The organism is Klebsiella sp. A-Nf5, assembly GCF_002810545.1.
GTDB lineage: Bacteria > Pseudomonadota > Gammaproteobacteria > Enterobacterales > Enterobacteriaceae > Klebsiella > Klebsiella variicola.
The window spans coordinates 19269-35043 of record NZ_PIOG01000280.1; the positions used below are offsets into that span (position 1 = coordinate 19269).

Here is a 15775-nt window from a genome sequence, read left to right on the forward strand (position 1 = left end):
CAGATTTAGATGCCGCGCTAATGATAAATCACAGGTCTCGTTATTTTTACCGCCATGCGAAGCGTTTCACAGGGGAGGGAAAACGTCTGGTTGACGAGAATTTGTTGATTAAATGTTAAAGGGACGATTTGTGGCAACTTCAATGATATTGGTTACCCAGGATTACTATCTCTTTCAAGGTGTTAAGAATTTCTTTCCTGATATCATTCAGTTAGATTCTAGCGGAAAAGCGATTTTAGATAATGAGGTTGATGAGGTCTCTCTGCTGGTTGATAGCCGTTCGCCGCTTTGTCATTACGATTACCTGGTGATGGAGGCGGCACAATCCAGAAAGCGAATATGTTGTATTGTCCTCGACATGCGCCATCGGGAAGAGCATTTACTGAGTCTGAAATCGTTTTTAAACATGTCATTATCACCCGCCGATATGGCGACATTATTTGGGCTTTTTCTGGAGATGAAGAGCAAGCGGCTGACCAAAGAGTGGTTTGACGATCTGCGCTTAAGTTTGACTGAACAGTTAATGCTTCGTTTGCTTGGGGCGGGTATGACCATGGAGGAGGTGGCGGTGAATCTGAATACCTCGGTAAAAGGCCTTTACCGGAAGCGCACTGCGCTTTATGAGCGACTGGGGTTAGATAATTTCAATGAGGCTTGCTTATTTATCTTTAGAAATAAACTGCTGGAGCACGCCGGTAGCTCGCCATGAGGCTTCGCTGTACAGAGAGTGGATAACATCGCAAGGTATTGGATAACGGAAATATAATAAATTAAATAGCTATTGATAGGTACAACCGTCGATACCATCCGGTATCTATGGCGGCATTCGACATATAATTCCGGAGCTCTTTGGAAGTAATTACCGCGAATGCGGTTTGCTATGCACAGCGATTATTATAATGAATATATTCCTTGCGCTGCACTGGAATAGTTTTGTCATAAATTAACTCTACCATGGTATTCCGGCTCAGGTGTCGGAATACCATGGGATATCGTGAAAGCATCAGAGGAGCGAGGTGGATGAGAATAAGGGACAGTATTGCTGAACGGTTAGAGGCGTGTGGGCTCTACCGTCGGGCGGCATCCAGGTGGATTGAGGTGATGCAGCGCTGCCTGAACGATGATGACAGAGAGTGGATCCGTCACCATCGTAATCAGTGTCTGAAAAAGGCGCAACGTCCGCCAGCGCCGAAAGAGGAGTTTGCCGACCTCCACCAGGCGGCCAAAGAGACGCAGTATCGCATGGGTATCGCGAAGCCCTATGGCGAAGCGTTCAGGCTACCCGGCAAAGGGAAAACGGCCGCCGAGTAATCCCTTTCTTCATGGCGTTTGCCTGACGGCCTACGGGTCTCTCGCAGGTTCAAACAGCGTAGGCCCGCGCAAGCGCAGCGCCGCCGGGCGATACACATCAGACACCGTACCCGTGGTTGTGCCGGATGGCGGCATAAATGCCTTATCTGGCCTACGGGTCCCCCTGCAGGCTCAAACAGCGCAGATCCGCGCAAGCGCAGCGCCGCCGGGCGATACACATCAGACACCGTACCCGCGGTTGTGCCGGATGGCGGCATAAATGCCTTATCCGGCCTACGGGTCCCCCTGCAGGCTCAAACAGCGTAGGCCCACGCAAGCGCAGCGCCGCCGGGCAGGGGATCATAGAGTGGAGTTCGATGGAGAGTCCGGATACAGAAAAGCAAAAACCCGCCTTTTGGGCGGGTTCTTTAAATAGTGGTGCCCGGACTCGGACTAACGCCGCAGGCGTTGAACAGCGCGCTTGTCGCGCTGGCCCCGAAGGGGTGAGCCGCTGTGCGGCGAATAATCGAACAGAGTTCGATGAAGAGTCCGGATGCAGAAAAGCAAAAACCCAGCCATAGGCTGGGTTCTCTGAATAAGTGGTGCCCGGACTCGGAATCGAACCAAGGACACGGGGATTTTCAATCCCCTGCTCTACCGACTGAGCTATCCGGGCAACGGGGCGCATTAAACCGTAATCCGCCCAGCCCGTCAACCAAATTTCTTAAATTACGTATCGATTGCTTATCTTTGCGGCAATTCTGCGTTCAAAGGCGCGTTTTGGCTTAACTTCACTGCATGCCGTTATCGCCCTCGCGGGTTTTCCAGCCGCTGGTAATAGCGATAACGTGGCGCAACCCGGAGATAATATAATCGCCAATGACCTCTTCATCCTCACGCGGCGAGCTCAGCGTAATTTCCGCATCCACGCCGTGACGATAGGCGCCATGGTGGCTGAAAATAGTGCCGATATAACACTTCCCGTTCAGCCAGACCGGAATATAGGCCACTGTCTCATAGATATAGTTGACGGCGACGCCGCTGTAGTAGTTATCCGCCTCGTCGGCGGAGGTGCCCGGTGGGATGGGGCAGATCGGCGCGTCGTTGTCGCTGGCGGGTTTGTCTTTCAGCAGGCTGCCCTGCATGACCTCCAGCGAACGCAGCAGGTCCGCTTTATCGCCGTCGCTGAGGGGTGGGGTTAACGGCTGGTCTTTCTCCGGGGAGCGTATGCTGTTCAGCGTATAGCGATAGCGAACCGTCACCACGGGCGTCTGGCTCGCGGTGCTGAACGGGCGCAGCAGGTAGAGATTATCTTCGCCAAACTGGCCGTTGTACCACAGGGCATACACCTGGCCGTTGATTTTGACCCAGTGGTTCCACTGGTTAGCCCCGCGGCCATTGATGGAAAAGAGGGCGCCGGGCACCCCGGCATCGAAATCATCGCCGTTATCACTGTCGCTGCCATCGACGGCGGCAAAGTCATTATCGCCGCGCCGGAGCACCCCGGTGTAGCTGAAGAGCCCGGTGCCGCCCACGTAGCTGTCGATGATCAGATCGCGTTTGCCGTCGCCATCGAGATCGATCAGGGTAAAGCTGACTTTACCGTTTTCTGAATCTGCGCTGATCGAGGAGCGCAGAAACGCCTGCCATTCGTCATCGCTGATATCCGGGGAAGGTTTGCTGGTCGAAACCAGGGTGTCATCGGCGTAAGTGAGCGTGAAGTCGGTAATATGGCCGGTTAACGGAAACTGCTCGGCGACCTTATTCAACGCCAGTTCTGGATCGCTTTTTTGCGCTTTCAGCACTGCGTTATACAGCGTTCGCAGGGCGAGGTTATCCGCCTCTTTCTGCTGCCTGGGGATCACCTGGCTGACAAAGGTCGGCAGCATCCAGGTGCCGCCGGGGGTGATTTCCCGACACATACCGGTGCTGTACTTTAGGCTGGGGGTAAAGGTTTTACCCTCCCAGACGCGCGTTTCGCCGGTTAGGCAGTCGGCAATGCCCCGTTCTTTGCGCAAAAAGATGATAGTACCGTTGGCGTAGCTGGAGGCCTCGGTGGTCAGCAACCGTGGCTTGTTCAGCTGGGCGTTATCGACCAGCCACAGCGCATAGCCATCGTTATAGGGCGCTCGCCAGCAGAGCGCCTGCACCAGAGAATGGGTTTTATCCAGCGCGGTGAGCGTGATCTGGCGCTCTGCCGCCGGGATGGCTGGGTTCTGCCAGTCGTCACAGCGCTGGTTCAGCAGCGGCGTCAGGGAGGGCAGCAGCTTCTGGCGCTGGAGTATGCTCAGCGCCACCGGCTGCGCGTTATGGATCACCGGGGCGGCGATAATCTCCGGGGCGGGAGTGGCTGGCAAAATGGCATCGTCGCCGGCATCGCCTTTATCCAGCAGCGCGTCGGCGGTGCCGGTGCGTCGCTGAAACGCATCCATTTTACCCAGCACCTCGCGGCTGCCGGCGCTGGAAAGCGGCAGGTGCTGGCCGTTAAGGGTGAATTCGATTTTGCGCTGATTCGTCAATGCCTGTAGCAGGGCGGTAGTCTGATCGCTGTCCAGACGGAAATGGCTGTCGTCCTGGGCGTCCAGCGCGCCGAGATCCCGATCGTCGATCAGCAAGCTGGCGGTGGAGTCGGCGGGGATATCGTGCTCGATTTGCGCAAAGGTGGCCGTGGCGGCGAGGCGCTGTTCACTGCCCGCATTGCGGGTTAACAGCACGCTGACCTCGCCCATGCGGACGCCATAGCCCGCCGCCCGGCAGGTGCCGGTGTTATCGCAGGCGAGCTCCCAGTCCTTTTGCGCAAAGGAAAAACCTTGCAGGGGAGCCGCCAGCAATGACGTAGAGCAGAGGCCCAGCCAGGCAACCCAGAAGAACGCGCGCATATCAATCCCTGTCAGCAATCAGTGAGGGGGAAATTATAGGCGCGCCGTGGCGGTTAGGATATCAGAATCAGGTTAAGGCGCCGCCCATACGGCACTGAGCGAAGCGCAGAATATCTTCAGCCAGTCGCCGGGCGGTATCCACATCCGTCTGGCTACGCTTGATCAGCAGGCGGCTCAGGCAGCCCTCGACAATCAGCTCCATCTGTTTGGCGACCATTTCCGGATCATCCACCTCTAACTGCGTCAGCAGCTCGTGAGTGTAGGCCAGCGAAGCCTGCTTCTGCTGTTCCGCCAGCTGGTGAATCGGGTGCTGGGGATCGGGGTAGAAGGTGCAGGCGGCGATAAACAGACAGCCGGGGTAGCGGTGGTTGCTGACGCAGGTGGTGAGCGCCGCATAGCGTGCCAGCAGCTTTTGCTCTGCGCCTAAGGTGTCGTCGAGCAGGAGCTGACGACGCCAGGCATCCACCTGCTGGCTCAGATAGCGAAGCGCATCGTACAGCAGCGCTTCGCGATCGGGCCAGAAGCGTTTCAGGTCGCTCGTGGGACAGGACACGCGCTCAGCGACCATCTCCAGCGACGTGTTGGCGATACCTTCAATTTCAAGAATTTTAATGGCTTCTGCCAGGACGTCTTCACGTAGCACGGTGTTCTCCTCCATCTTTCCTCCTAAAGTGTCGCTCACGCTTGCCAATCGCGCAAATGGGCGCTGAATGCCGCGGCATCCATAAAGCCGGTGACTCGCCGGTCAGGCTGTTCCTGACCCTCAGCGTTGAAGAACAGGATCGTCGGCAGACCGAGCACCTGCAGGTGTTTCAGCAGCGCGACGTCTTGCGGGCTGTTCTTCGTCACATCAACCTGTAATAACACGATGCCTTTCAGTGCCTGCTGCACGTCAGGTGAACTAAAGGTGTATTTTTCAAACTCTTTGCACGCCACGCACCAGTCGGCGTAGAGATCGAGCATCACCGGCTGGCCTTTTGCCTGGACCAGCGCCTGGTCAAGCTCGGCCACCGAGCTGACGCGGGTGAAGGCCAGATGCGCCTGCTGCTCGACTGCCGGGGCGCCAAATGCCCAGTCCTGCAGGGGCCGCGCGCTGACCAGCGCGGCAGCAAGCAGGATTATTTGCACCAACCGCATCCACGGCCGGGTAGCGCCCAGCGAGGTGATAAACGCCCAGCAGAAGAAGGCGACACCGAGCATTGACCACAGACGCAATCCCCACGGGTCGCCGACAATGCGCTCCAGCAGGAAAACGGGCAGGGCAAGGATCACAAACCCGAAGGCAGTCTTCACATGGCTCATCCACGGGCCGCTCTTCGGCAGCAGACGGTTGCCAAACACGGTGACGAGGATCAATGGCAGACCCATGCCCAGCGCGTAAAGGTACAGCGTGCCGCCGCCCAGCCACAGATTACCGCTCTGGGCGATATACAACAGGATGGCGCTCAGCGGCGCGGTGGTGCAAGGGGAGCAGATCAGCCCGGCAATGGCGCCCATCGCAAAGACCCCGCCGGGCGAGCCGCCCTGACGCTTATTGCTCAGCAGCGCCAGCCGCGTCTGCAGCGACGAGGGCAGCTGGAGCGTGAACAGGCCGAACATGGAAAGCGCCAGCAGAATAAACACCGCTGACAGTCCTGCCAGGACATACGGGTGCTGCAGGGCCGCCTGGAACTGCAGACCGGCGGCGGCCACCACCAGCCCCAGCGCGGTGTAGGTTAAGGCCATCCCCTGGACGTAAATAAAGGCCAGCAACAGGGCGCGCGCGGTGGAAAGCCGCTGCTTTCCGCCCAGCACAATGCCGGAAATCAGCGGGTACATCGGCAGCACGCAGGGGGTGAAGGCGATACCAATACCAATCAGCAGCGCCCACAGCGCCGTAAAGGGCAGGCGGGCAGGGGCGTCCGCTGGTGGCGCGGTGGCTGGCGCAGACGATGTGGCGATCTCCGGGGCCGGTCGTGGCTCAACCGGCAGCGGCGGGTTGAACGCTGGACGGCTGCTCGCCGATGGTGTGGGCTCGATGGCGGTTGCTTGACCGTCGGATGAAGCCGCCAGCACGGCGCTCAGCGGGACCACCTTCGTTTCCGGTGGATAACAGAATCCAGCATCGGCGCAGCCCTGCCAGGTGACGGTGAGGGTGGCGCCTTTCTCCGCCTGCTTCACTGAGATCGGCACGGTCAGGCGCTGGCGGAAAATCTCGCTTTTGCCGTAAAACTCATCTTGATGCCACTCTCCCGCCGGAAGCGCCGGTTCGTCGATCGTCGCCCCGGCAGCACTGAAGGTAAACTGTTGACGATAAAGATAGTAACCATCCTTGATTTGCCAGCTCAGGTTGACATCGTGCTGTTGCTGCTGAAAGTCAAAGGCGAAGGCCTGGTCAGCAGGCACGAAGTTCGAGCGCCCCGGCGCGTCGAATAACCCGGCGGTGGCTGACGTGCTGCACAGCAGCAGGATCAGCGTAATGATGCGGTAAGCCATGAGAGGTAATCGTTGTCTCCATGAGTGACGGGCAGAACCAGCAGTTCAGGCGTTTGATACGGGTGGTGAGACTTCAGACAATCCAGCAGCGCCTGCTGATGGGCAAGGTCGGTTTTGAGCAGCATCTGAACTTCATACTCCTGCTCCAGTTTCCCTTCCCAGTAATAGAGCGAGGTGGCGCCCGGCAGCAGCGTGGCGCAGGCGGCAAGCTTGTCCGCCAGGGCTTTTGCCGCCAGATCCTGGGCGGTCGCTTCGTCCGGCGCGGTACAGAGAACAACAACAGCATCAGGCGTAGTCATCATGAACCTCGTATCAGCGAAAAGAGGCACTATAACACGCAAGATGCGGGGATATTAGCGTCACGATCGGGGTAGGGGAGGGAAACGGGCAGCGGGCCCGCGCTGGGCCCGCCGCCAGCGGTATTTACAGCATAATCCCGCCAAAGATAAAGCCCAGGATTACGCACAGCGTGATAGCGATAACGCCAGGGATCAGGAAGGCGTGGTTAAAGACGTATTTGCCGATGCGCGTCGAGCCGGTGTCGTCCATCTCCACCGCCGCCAGCAGGGTCGGATAGGTTGGCAGGACGAACAGCGCCGAGACGGCGGCAAACGAGGCGATCGCCGTCAGCGGGCTGACGCCGAGCAGCAGCGCAGCGGGCATCAGCGCCTTGGTGGTGGCGGCCTGCGAGTAGAGCAGCGTGGCGGCGAAGAACAGCACCACCGCCAGCAGCCACGGGTAATTGTGCAGCAGGTCGCCGGCCACGGCCTGAATGTCGCTGATGTGCGCTTTAACGAAGGTATCGCCCAGCCAGGCGACACCGAGCACGCAGACGCAGGCGCTCATCCCGGACTTAAAGGTGCTGGCGTTGAGCACTTCGCCGGTGTCGATTTTACAGGTGATGCTAATCAGGGTGGCGATGGTCAGCATAAACACCACGATCGCTTCGTTACGCGGTAGCACCGGGTTCTTGATCAGGCCGACGGTATCGCTGATGGCCGTGGCGTAGAACATCACCGCCACGATGCCGATCAGAAACAGCAGAACGGAACGTTTGGCGTGCGGCTTCAGCTCAAACACCTGGCTGCCGCGCAGTCTGACTTCACCCTTGGCCAGCCGCTCCTGATAAATGGGGTCGTCTTTTAGTTCACAGCCGAGGAAGTTGCAAACGATAGCAGTAAGCATCACCGCCAGCAGGGTAACCGGAATACAGATGGCCAGCAGCGTCAGGTAGCTAACGCCCAGCGGCTCAAGGATCCCGGCAAAGAACACCACCGCGGCGGAGATAGGTGAGGCGGTGATCGCTATCTGAGAGGCCACGACCGCAATCGACAGCGGACGAGATGGGCGAATGCCTTGCTCTTTGGCCACTTCGGTGATCACCGGCAGCGTGGAGAAAGCGGTATGGCCGGTGCCGGCGAGTACGGTCATAAACCAGGTCACCAGCGGGGCAAGGAAGGTAATGTACTTCGGGTGGCGGCGCAGCATCCGTTCGGCGAGGCTGACCAGGTAATCCATCCCGCCTGCGACCTGCATGGCGGCGATAGCGGCGATGACCGCCATGATGATTTCAATAACGTCGAAGGGTATCGCACCCGGTTTGATTTGAAAAATAAGCGTCAGGACAAGGACGCCAAGGCCACCGGCAAAGCCGATACCAATGCCGCCGAGCCTGGCGCCGAGATAAATCGCCAGCAGGACAATAACCAGTTCTGCACCAAACATATATGCCTTCCTTGTTTTTTTAACAAGTTGATATTGGATTGTTGTATTTTAGTAAAACTAAAAAGCAAAAAGGCATGTCATCGCTGACATGCCTTTCAATGACTAACCGGAAAGATTACTGTTCGCTTTCATCGGTATAACGCTTCGCTTTATAAGCAGGATGCATCAGGTTTTGTGCGGAGAAAATGTCATCCAGCTCTGCCGCCGTTAGCAGCCCGCGCTCCAGCACCACTTCCCGCACGCTCTTGCCGGTTTCGGCGCAGATCTTGCCGACGATATCGCCATTGTGGTGGCCGATAAACGGGTTGAGGTAGGTGACGATGCCGATGGAGTTGTAGACGTAGCCTTCACATACCGCTTTATTGGCGGTGATGCCGTTAACGCATTTCTCCAGCAGGTTGTAGCAGGCGTTGGTCAGGATATGTATGGATTCGAACATCGCCTGGCCGATCACCGGCTCCATCACGTTCAGCTGCAGCTGCCCGGCTTCGGAGGCCATGGTCACCGTGGTGTCGTTGCCGATCACTTTAAAGCAGACCTGGTTGACCACCTCCGGCACTACCGGGTTAACCTTCGCCGGCATAATAGAGGAACCCGCCTGCAGCTCCGGCAGGTTGATTTCGTTGAGGCCCGCGCGTGGACCGGAAGAGAGCAGGCGCAGATCGTTACAGATCTTGGACAGTTTCACCGCCAGACGCTTGAGCGAGCTGTGGACCATAACGTACGCCCCGCAGTCCGAGGTGGCTTCAATCAGATCTTCCGCCGGGACGACCGGTAAGTTGCTCACTTCCGCCAGCTTCTGCACCGCCAGCTGTTGATAGCCGTCCGGGGTGTTGAGGCGTGTACCGATGGCGGTGGCGCCGAGGTTCACCTCCAGCAGCAGCTCCGCGGTGCGCAGAATGCTTTTGGTCTCTTCATTAAGCAGCACATTGAAGGCATGGAACTCCTGGCCGAGGGTCATCGGCACCGCGTCCTGCAGCTGGGTGCGCCCCATTTTGAGGATGTCCTGGAACTCCACGGCTTTCGCCTGGAAGCCTTCACCCAGCTGTTTAATCGCATCGATTAACTTCAGGATGGAGGCATACACCGCGATGCGGAACCCGGTCGGGTAGGCATCGTTGGTGGACTGGCATTTGTTGACGTGATCGTTTGGGTTCAGGTACTGGTATTCGCCTTTCTGATGGCCCATCAGCTCAAGGCCGATGTTCGCCAGGACTTCGTTGGTGTTCATGTTTACGGAGGTGCCGGCCCCGCCCTGGAAGACATCGACCGGGAACTGGTCCATGCATTTGCCGTTATTCAGGACTTCGTCACAGGCGGCGATAATCGCATTTGCCGCGCTTTTGGGAATGGTCTGCAGCTCCTTGTTCGCCAGCGCGGCGGCTTTCTTCACCATCACCATGCCGCGCACGAATTCTGGTATGTCGCTGATTTTGCTGTTGCTAATGTAGAAGTTTTCAATCGCTCGCAGAGTATGAACGCCGTAGTAAGCGTCCGCGGGAACTTCCCTGGTGCCCAACAGATCTTCTTCGATACGAATGTTGTTTAACATGTGAACCTTCTTTTCAAGCTGCCAATGAATTCACCAAATACACAGAATATCCAGGATTCAGTATATTTTCTGGCCGACGATTATTTCCTTAACCGGCCTGGTGCCCAAGATCATATGCTGATGATAGCGAATATCAGTAAGCTTGATCACTTATTACGTCGTGGGCGGGATAAGATTTATTAATCTGTGAAATGGGTCACCGCTTTCCCATTCCTGAGAAAAATAAGCATTTCCGCTGATTGAAAAGCCGCGCAGCATCCCCATCTTAGTGGGATGCGATCAGCAAATTGATGACTACGGGCGCTGAACTCAGCGCCCGTTGATGAAGGAGACGCCGGTGCGTTGGATTCCGTTTATTGCCTTTTTTCTTTACGTTTACATTGAGATATCGATCTTTATCCAGGTAGCGCACGTGCTGGGCGTCTTTATGACGCTGATCCTGGTGATCTTTAGCTCGGTGGTGGGGATGTCGCTGGTGCGTAACCAGGGCTTCAAAAACTTCCTGCTGATGCAGCAGAAGATGGCCGCGGGCGAGAGCCCGGCGGCGGAGATGATCAAGAGCGTTTCACTGATTATCGCCGGTCTGCTGCTGTTGCTCCCGGGGTTCTTTACCGACTTCCTCGGCCTGCTGCTGTTGCTGCCTCCAGTGCAGAAGCACCTGACGATGAAGCTGATGCCGCATCTGCGCTTCAGCCGGATGCCGGGCGGCGGCTTTAGCGCCGGAACTGGCGCTGGAGAGACCTTCGAAGGGGAATTCCAGCGCAAGGATGAACAGCGCGACCGTCTGGACCATAAGGACGATCGCCGCGATTAACTTCTGATGGCCCGGTCAGCAGATGCGACCGGGCCGCTTTCTTTCCAGGCTTACACGCTGCCTGTCGCCAGCTTGCGCCTGGGTAAAAACAGCCACAGCCCCGCCAGCATCACCAGCGCGTACAGACTCTTCCAGCCGACCATCGCCAGCAGCAGCAGACAAAGAATGCTGCCCACCACCGCCAATAGCCGATAGCGCCCGCGCAGCAAACGACATCCCGCCAGCATGCACAGCAGATAGATCATGATGAAAATGCCGTTGGCATAGACGATCAGCGCGTCCAGATTGATATCGAGCAAATAGATACACAAGGTGCTGACTACGCAGGAGCCCAGCACGGCGTTGAGGGCGTTGCGCGGGATCTGCCGCGGCGACAGCCGAGCGAGGTAGCTCTGTGGCTTATGCTGCGCCTGCGACCAGACCAGGCGGGCGAAGCTTTGAATATAGATGTTGAGGCTGGCGAAACAGGCGAGATAGCCGATAACGCAGGCCACCCACAGCGCTTCGACGCCGAACAGACGGACCACGATGTTCGGTAGTGACGCGGCCGCCGCCATCTCCTCGCCAAAGGCGTGGAAGTGCAACACCAGCACGGTACAGGCCCAGTAGACCGAGCCGGCAAGCAGCAGGCCTATCATCAGCGCGCGGGGAAAATCGCGCTCGGGATGCTTGAATTCCGAGGCCAGGTGGGCAAAAGCTTCCAGACCGACGAAGCACCAGAACATGACCGACAGCGCGGAGAAGAGCTGGCCGCGGTCGATCTCCGTCAGGGCGGGGAAGGGGATCTGCGCCGGACTTATTCCACCGCGCCACCAGACGGCGGCGATCAGCGCCACTATCAGTATGGCAACCAGCGTCTGCAGGTTGGCGCTGGAGCTGGCGCCACGCGACCCAACCCACCAGACGATGGCCAGGGTGCCCAGCTCCGCCAGCAGTAGCTGCGCATCATGCCAGCCGAACAGCGCCTGGCCGAAGCCGGTGGCGATGTGTAGCGCGGCGGGGAGCCCGACCGGGATAACCGATAAAAACAACCAACCGGTCACGCTGGCCAGACGCGGGCCAAACGCCATATCGACAAAATGGGCCACGCCGCCCGCGCTGGGAAAATGGCGGCCCAGCAGGGCAAAGACGATGGCAATCGGGAAAACAAGGAGAATGAGGAGCGGCCATGCCCACAGACTGTTATCGCCAGCGACCAGCGCCGCCAGCGCCGGAACGGCAAAGACGCCGGTGCCCAGCAATGAGGTGGAAAGCAAACCGACTCCCTGTCCCAGCCCCAGCTCCTGTTTTAAACCACTCATGATTCCATCCTGCGCCAGTGAAAAAAAAGAGAGTATCACAATCGCTTTTCCTTATGACGCGTTGGCCGATAGCGCCGCTTTTTGCGCGCTAGCGCAAAGGAAAAAATTTTTTTTGATTTTGCCCTTGAAGCGGGAAATGGCCACCCCCATCTCTCTCAGCACTAGCCGGTAAACCGCGTTCGGCCCGGCGTCACCCATAACTGATAATGACTTTCTCGAAGGAGAGCTATCAATGAGTATTCGTCCGTTACATGATCGTGTGATCGTCAAACGTAAAGAAGTTGAAACCAAATCTGCAGGCGGCATCGTTCTGACCGGTTCTGCGGCAGCTAAATCAACTCGTGGCGAAATCATCGCTGTCGGTAAAGGCCGCATCCTGGAAAACGGAACTGTGCAGCCGCTGGACGTTAAAGTTGGTGACATCGTGATTTTCAACGATGGCTACGGCGTGAAGTCTGAGAAGATCGACAACGAAGAAGTGCTGATCATGTCCGAAAGCGACATCCTGGCAATTGTTGAAGCGTAATTCGCACGACCCTGAACGAATTTGAGGAATAAAAGAAATGGCAGCAAAAGACGTAAAATTCGGTAACGACGCTCGTGTAAAAATGCTGCGCGGCGTAAACGTACTGGCAGATGCAGTTAAAGTGACCCTGGGCCCGAAAGGCCGTAACGTGGTTCTGGACAAATCCTTCGGCGCGCCGACCATCACTAAAGATGGCGTTTCCGTTGCTCGTGAAATCGAACTGGAAGACAAGTTCGAAAACATGGGCGCACAGATGGTGAAAGAAGTTGCCTCTAAAGCGAACGACGCGGCAGGCGACGGTACCACCACCGCGACCGTACTGGCTCAGGCTATCATCGCAGAAGGCCTGAAAGCCGTTGCGGCGGGCATGAACCCGATGGATCTGAAACGTGGTATCGACAAAGCTGTCGTTGCCGCCGTTGAAGAACTGAAAGCGCTGTCCGTACCGTGCTCTGACTCTAAAGCCATTGCTCAGGTTGGTACCATCTCCGCTAACTCCGACGAAACCGTAGGTAAACTGATCGCTGAAGCGATGGATAAAGTTGGTAAAGAAGGCGTGATCACCGTTGAAGACGGTACCGGTCTGGAAGACGAACTGGACGTGGTTGAAGGTATGCAGTTCGACCGCGGCTACCTGTCTCCGTACTTCATCAACAAACCGGACACCGGTGCTGTTGAGCTGGAAAGCCCGTTCATCCTGCTGGCTGACAAAAAAATCTCCAACATCCGCGAAATGCTGCCGGTTCTGGAAGCCGTAGCGAAAGCTGGCAAACCGCTGGTTATCATCGCTGAAGACGTTGAAGGTGAAGCGCTGGCGACTCTGGTGGTTAACACCATGCGCGGTATCGTTAAAGTGGCTGCGGTGAAAGCACCGGGCTTCGGCGACCGTCGTAAAGCTATGCTGCAAGACATCGCGACGCTGACTGGCGGTACCGTTATCTCTGAAGAGATCGGTATGGAGCTGGAAAAAGCGACTCTGGAAGACCTGGGTCAGGCAAAACGCGTGGTTATCAACAAAGACACCACCACCATCATCGATGGCGTTGGCGAAGAATCCGCAATTCAGGGCCGCGTAGCTCAGATCCGTAAGCAGATCGAAGAAGCAACCTCCGATTACGACCGTGAAAAACTGCAGGAGCGCGTAGCTAAACTGGCTGGCGGCGTGGCAGTAATCAAAGTCGGTGCGGCTACCGAAGTTGAAATGAAAGAGAAAAAAGCACGCGTTGACGACGCCCTGCACGCGACCCGTGCTGCGGTTGAAGAAGGCGTGGTGGCTGGTGGTGGCGTAGCGCTGGTTCGCGTTGCGGCTAAACTGGCTGGCCTGACTGCTCAGAACGAAGATCAGAACGTCGGTATCAAAGTTGCGCTGCGCGCAATGGAAGCACCGCTGCGTCAGATCGTGTCCAACGCCGGTGAAGAGCCGTCTGTTGTAGCTAACAAAGTGAAAGCAGGCGACGGTAACTATGGTTACAACGCGGCAACTGAAGAATACGGCAACATGATCGACTTCGGTATCCTGGACCCAACCAAAGTGACCCGTTCTGCTCTGCAGTACGCAGCTTCCGTGGCTGGTCTGATGATCACCACCGAGTGCATGGTGACCGACCTGCCGAAAGGCGACGCGCCTGACTTAGGTGCTGCTGGCGGCATGGGCGGCATGGGCGGTATGGGCGGCATGATGTAATCGTGCGCTCTACGGCTTAAAAAAGCAGAAACCCCTGGCCAGCAATGGCTGGGGGTTTTTCTTTTGGCGCGCTTTTTAGTATAAGGCTTATACATAAAAATCATTTAAGCTGCATCAGAGCGGCAAGCACCTCCGTTTCGGGCGTGAACTGACAAGCGCGACCGGGGAGGGAATGAACGCGGCTCATGCCGACGCAGTTTGAAGGATGACAGGTTTACATCCGGGCCAGTGCGTCCAGCTCATCGATCATGGGGAATAACATGCAGGTAAAATATTTAGCAGGGATTGTCGGCGCAGCCTTACTGTTGGCAGGTTGCAGTTCCAGCAATGAATTAACCTCTGCCGGCCAGAATGTGCGTTTCGTGCAGGAGAAACCGGGCGCAGAGTGTCAGCTGTTAGGGACCGCGACGGGTAAACAGAGCAACTGGCTCTCCGGCCAGAATGGCGATGAGGGTGGTTCCATGCGCGGTGCGGCGAACGCTCTGCGTAACCAGGCAGCAGCAATGGGTGGCAACGTGATTTACGGCGTCAGCAGCCCGACGCAAAACCTGCTGTCGAGCTTTGTGCCTACCGACAGCGAAATGAACGGCCAGGTTTATAAGTGCCCGAACTGATGCGTTACGCCTCTCTCTGCGAGCGCAGAGAGAGGCGTAGTATTATTCAATCCCTAAAGATGCTTTAGTTTCCAGATAGTAATTTTGCAGGAACTTTAAGCCCTGTTCAGCCGATAACGTCTGGTAGTCTTCGGCGGAGATGTCATGCATAAAAGTCCGCTTTATCTTGTGTTTGTCGTTATATCCTCGAAATTTAGGGATAAGATGCATTATACGTAATGCAACATTTTGAATTTGCTGATCTTTGGCAGTGAGATACGTTTTTACGATACATCCACACAGCAGCTTCTCGCCATCGTCGGTATGGTAACTGAACAGAATGGCGACATGATTGGGAAATAAAGCCTTACGCCATTCATCATGAGTATAGTGTTGATAATTCATGGTTGCGCTTTCATCAAGTTCGCAGTCGTATAGCATAATAAAATCCAGAGTTCCACTGAAATGAAGTATCGCTTCTTTATCACCGGAGTTCTGTAGCGCCTGGAGTATTGCCCGCATGATAAACTCAGACTGACCATTGCTAAAGCGTAGAGTAATAATTTGCTCACTTTGTAATGCACAGATGATAGTGAATGTTTCGCTATCTTTTTTTAAAGCGATTGACATGATGCGTTTTGCAGGGTCAGGGCATTCGACATCTTCTTGTTGCATAGTTGGAATATTGCTAATAAGCTCTTGGTTTTCAGCGATCAGCACAGCTTTATATTTATCACCGTCTATTTGTAACTTCTCCATCACCGCCATTAATCTATTCTGTATGATTAATAAAAAATCACGAATGACAGTATGCTGCATAGTATAAGCTTCATCAATACCATCTCTATTGCGAACCTTGATGACAATTGCAAGCAAGTTTTCTTCATGCATGATAGTTCCGGTATTAATACCTCTAATTATATTACTCATTTTTCT

At 56.1% G+C, this 15775-nt stretch carries 14 protein-coding genes, 1 tRNA gene and 1 pseudogene; 6 read left to right on the forward strand and 10 right to left on the reverse strand.

Annotation, left to right across the window (positions count from 1 at the left end; genetic code table 11):
* The first annotated feature begins 142 nt into the window (after positions 1 to 142).
* Entirely contained in the window at positions 143 to 709 is a 567-nt protein-coding gene (locus CWM53_RS28255) for a helix-turn-helix transcriptional regulator (protein WP_074387307.1), read from the forward strand.
* On the opposite strand, the pseudogene CWM53_RS32135 reads toward CWM53_RS28255, so the two are convergent.
* Positions 707 to 814 (reverse strand): annotated as a pseudogene (locus CWM53_RS32135) (hypothetical protein); the annotation flags it as partial. The gene CWM53_RS28255 and the pseudogene CWM53_RS32135 overlap by 3 nt on opposite strands.
* Positions 815 to 1020: 206 nt before the next feature.
* On the opposite strand from CWM53_RS32135, the gene CWM53_RS28260 reads away from it, so the two are divergent.
* Positions 1021 to 1311 (forward strand): PerC family transcriptional regulator, encoded by a 291-nt coding sequence (locus tag CWM53_RS28260; protein WP_061156062.1) that lies wholly within the window; start codon positions 1021 to 1023, stop codon positions 1309 to 1311.
* A gap of 579 nt (positions 1312 to 1890) precedes the next feature.
* Here the strand turns inward: CWM53_RS28260 and CWM53_RS28270 are convergent.
* From CWM53_RS28270 to aspA, 7 genes are all read right to left on the reverse strand, one after another.
* A tRNA-Phe gene (locus tag CWM53_RS28270) sits at positions 1891 to 1966 on the reverse strand.
* Between the two features lie 115 nt (positions 1967 to 2081).
* A complete protein-coding gene (locus tag CWM53_RS28275) occupies positions 2082 to 4169 on the reverse strand; it encodes a DUF1176 domain-containing protein (protein ID WP_074387306.1) in 2088 nt (695 codons plus the stop codon).
* Positions 4170 to 4236: 67 nt separating this feature from the next.
* Entirely contained in the window at positions 4237 to 4812 is a 576-nt protein-coding gene (locus CWM53_RS28280) for a transcriptional regulator (protein ID WP_074387375.1), read from the reverse strand.
* Positions 4813 to 4847: 35 nt separating this feature from the next.
* Positions 4848 to 6644 (reverse strand): protein-disulfide reductase DsbD, encoded by a 1797-nt coding sequence (locus tag CWM53_RS28285; RefSeq protein WP_100730097.1) that lies wholly within the window; start codon positions 6642 to 6644, stop codon positions 4848 to 4850.
* A complete protein-coding gene (gene cutA, locus CWM53_RS28290) occupies positions 6620 to 6943 on the reverse strand; it encodes a divalent cation tolerance protein CutA (RefSeq protein WP_061156059.1) in 324 nt (107 codons plus the stop codon). Before cutA ends, CWM53_RS28285 begins: the two co-directional genes overlap by 25 nt.
* 124 nt (positions 6944 to 7067) lie before the next feature.
* Positions 7068 to 8369 carry an anaerobic C4-dicarboxylate transporter gene (locus CWM53_RS28295; RefSeq protein WP_008807221.1) on the reverse strand — a complete coding sequence of 434 codons (1302 nt, stop codon included), beginning with the start codon at positions 8367 to 8369 and terminating at the stop codon, positions 7068 to 7070.
* 115 nt (positions 8370 to 8484) lie between these two features.
* Entirely contained in the window at positions 8485 to 9921 is a 1437-nt protein-coding gene (aspA, locus tag CWM53_RS28300; RefSeq protein WP_002885424.1) for an aspartate ammonia-lyase, read from the reverse strand.
* Positions 9922 to 10258: 337 nt separating this feature from the next.
* Between aspA and CWM53_RS28310 the strand changes: the two genes are divergently transcribed.
* Entirely contained in the window at positions 10259 to 10735 is a 477-nt protein-coding gene (locus CWM53_RS28310) for an FxsA family protein (protein ID WP_061156057.1), read from the forward strand.
* Between the two features lie 50 nt (positions 10736 to 10785).
* Here CWM53_RS28310 and yjeH read toward each other — a convergent pair whose 3' ends face one another.
* Complete coding sequence (yjeH, locus tag CWM53_RS28315; RefSeq protein WP_061156056.1) at positions 10786 to 12036, reverse strand: L-methionine/branched-chain amino acid transporter; 1251 nt, start codon at positions 12034 to 12036, stop codon at positions 10786 to 10788.
* A 232-nt stretch (positions 12037 to 12268) separates the two neighbouring features.
* On the opposite strand from yjeH, the gene CWM53_RS28320 reads away from it, so the two are divergent.
* The 3 genes from CWM53_RS28320 (at position 12269) to CWM53_RS28330 (ending at position 14860) form a co-directional block, all read left to right on the forward strand.
* On the forward strand, positions 12269 to 12562 hold the full coding sequence (locus CWM53_RS28320) for a co-chaperone GroES (RefSeq protein WP_003855929.1): 294 nt from the start codon (positions 12269 to 12271) through the stop codon (positions 12560 to 12562).
* Between the two features lie 37 nt (positions 12563 to 12599).
* The gene (gene groL, locus CWM53_RS28325; protein WP_074387303.1) at positions 12600 to 14246 is read left to right on the forward strand and encodes a chaperonin GroEL; all 1647 of its coding nucleotides are present in this window, start codon (positions 12600 to 12602) and stop codon (positions 14244 to 14246) included.
* A gap of 260 nt (positions 14247 to 14506) precedes the next feature.
* Positions 14507 to 14860 carry a DUF4156 domain-containing protein gene (locus tag CWM53_RS28330; protein WP_004152419.1) on the forward strand — a complete coding sequence of 118 codons (354 nt, stop codon included), beginning with the start codon at positions 14507 to 14509 and terminating at the stop codon, positions 14858 to 14860.
* Positions 14861 to 14902: 42 nt separating this feature from the next.
* Here the strand turns inward: CWM53_RS28330 and yjeJ are convergent, their stop codons facing one another.
* Positions 14903 to 15769: a YjeJ family protein gene (gene yjeJ, locus CWM53_RS28335; protein ID WP_074387302.1), complete on the reverse strand. Its 867-nt coding sequence runs from the start codon at positions 15767 to 15769 to the stop codon at positions 14903 to 14905.
* Positions 15770 to 15775: the final 6 nt, after the last annotated feature.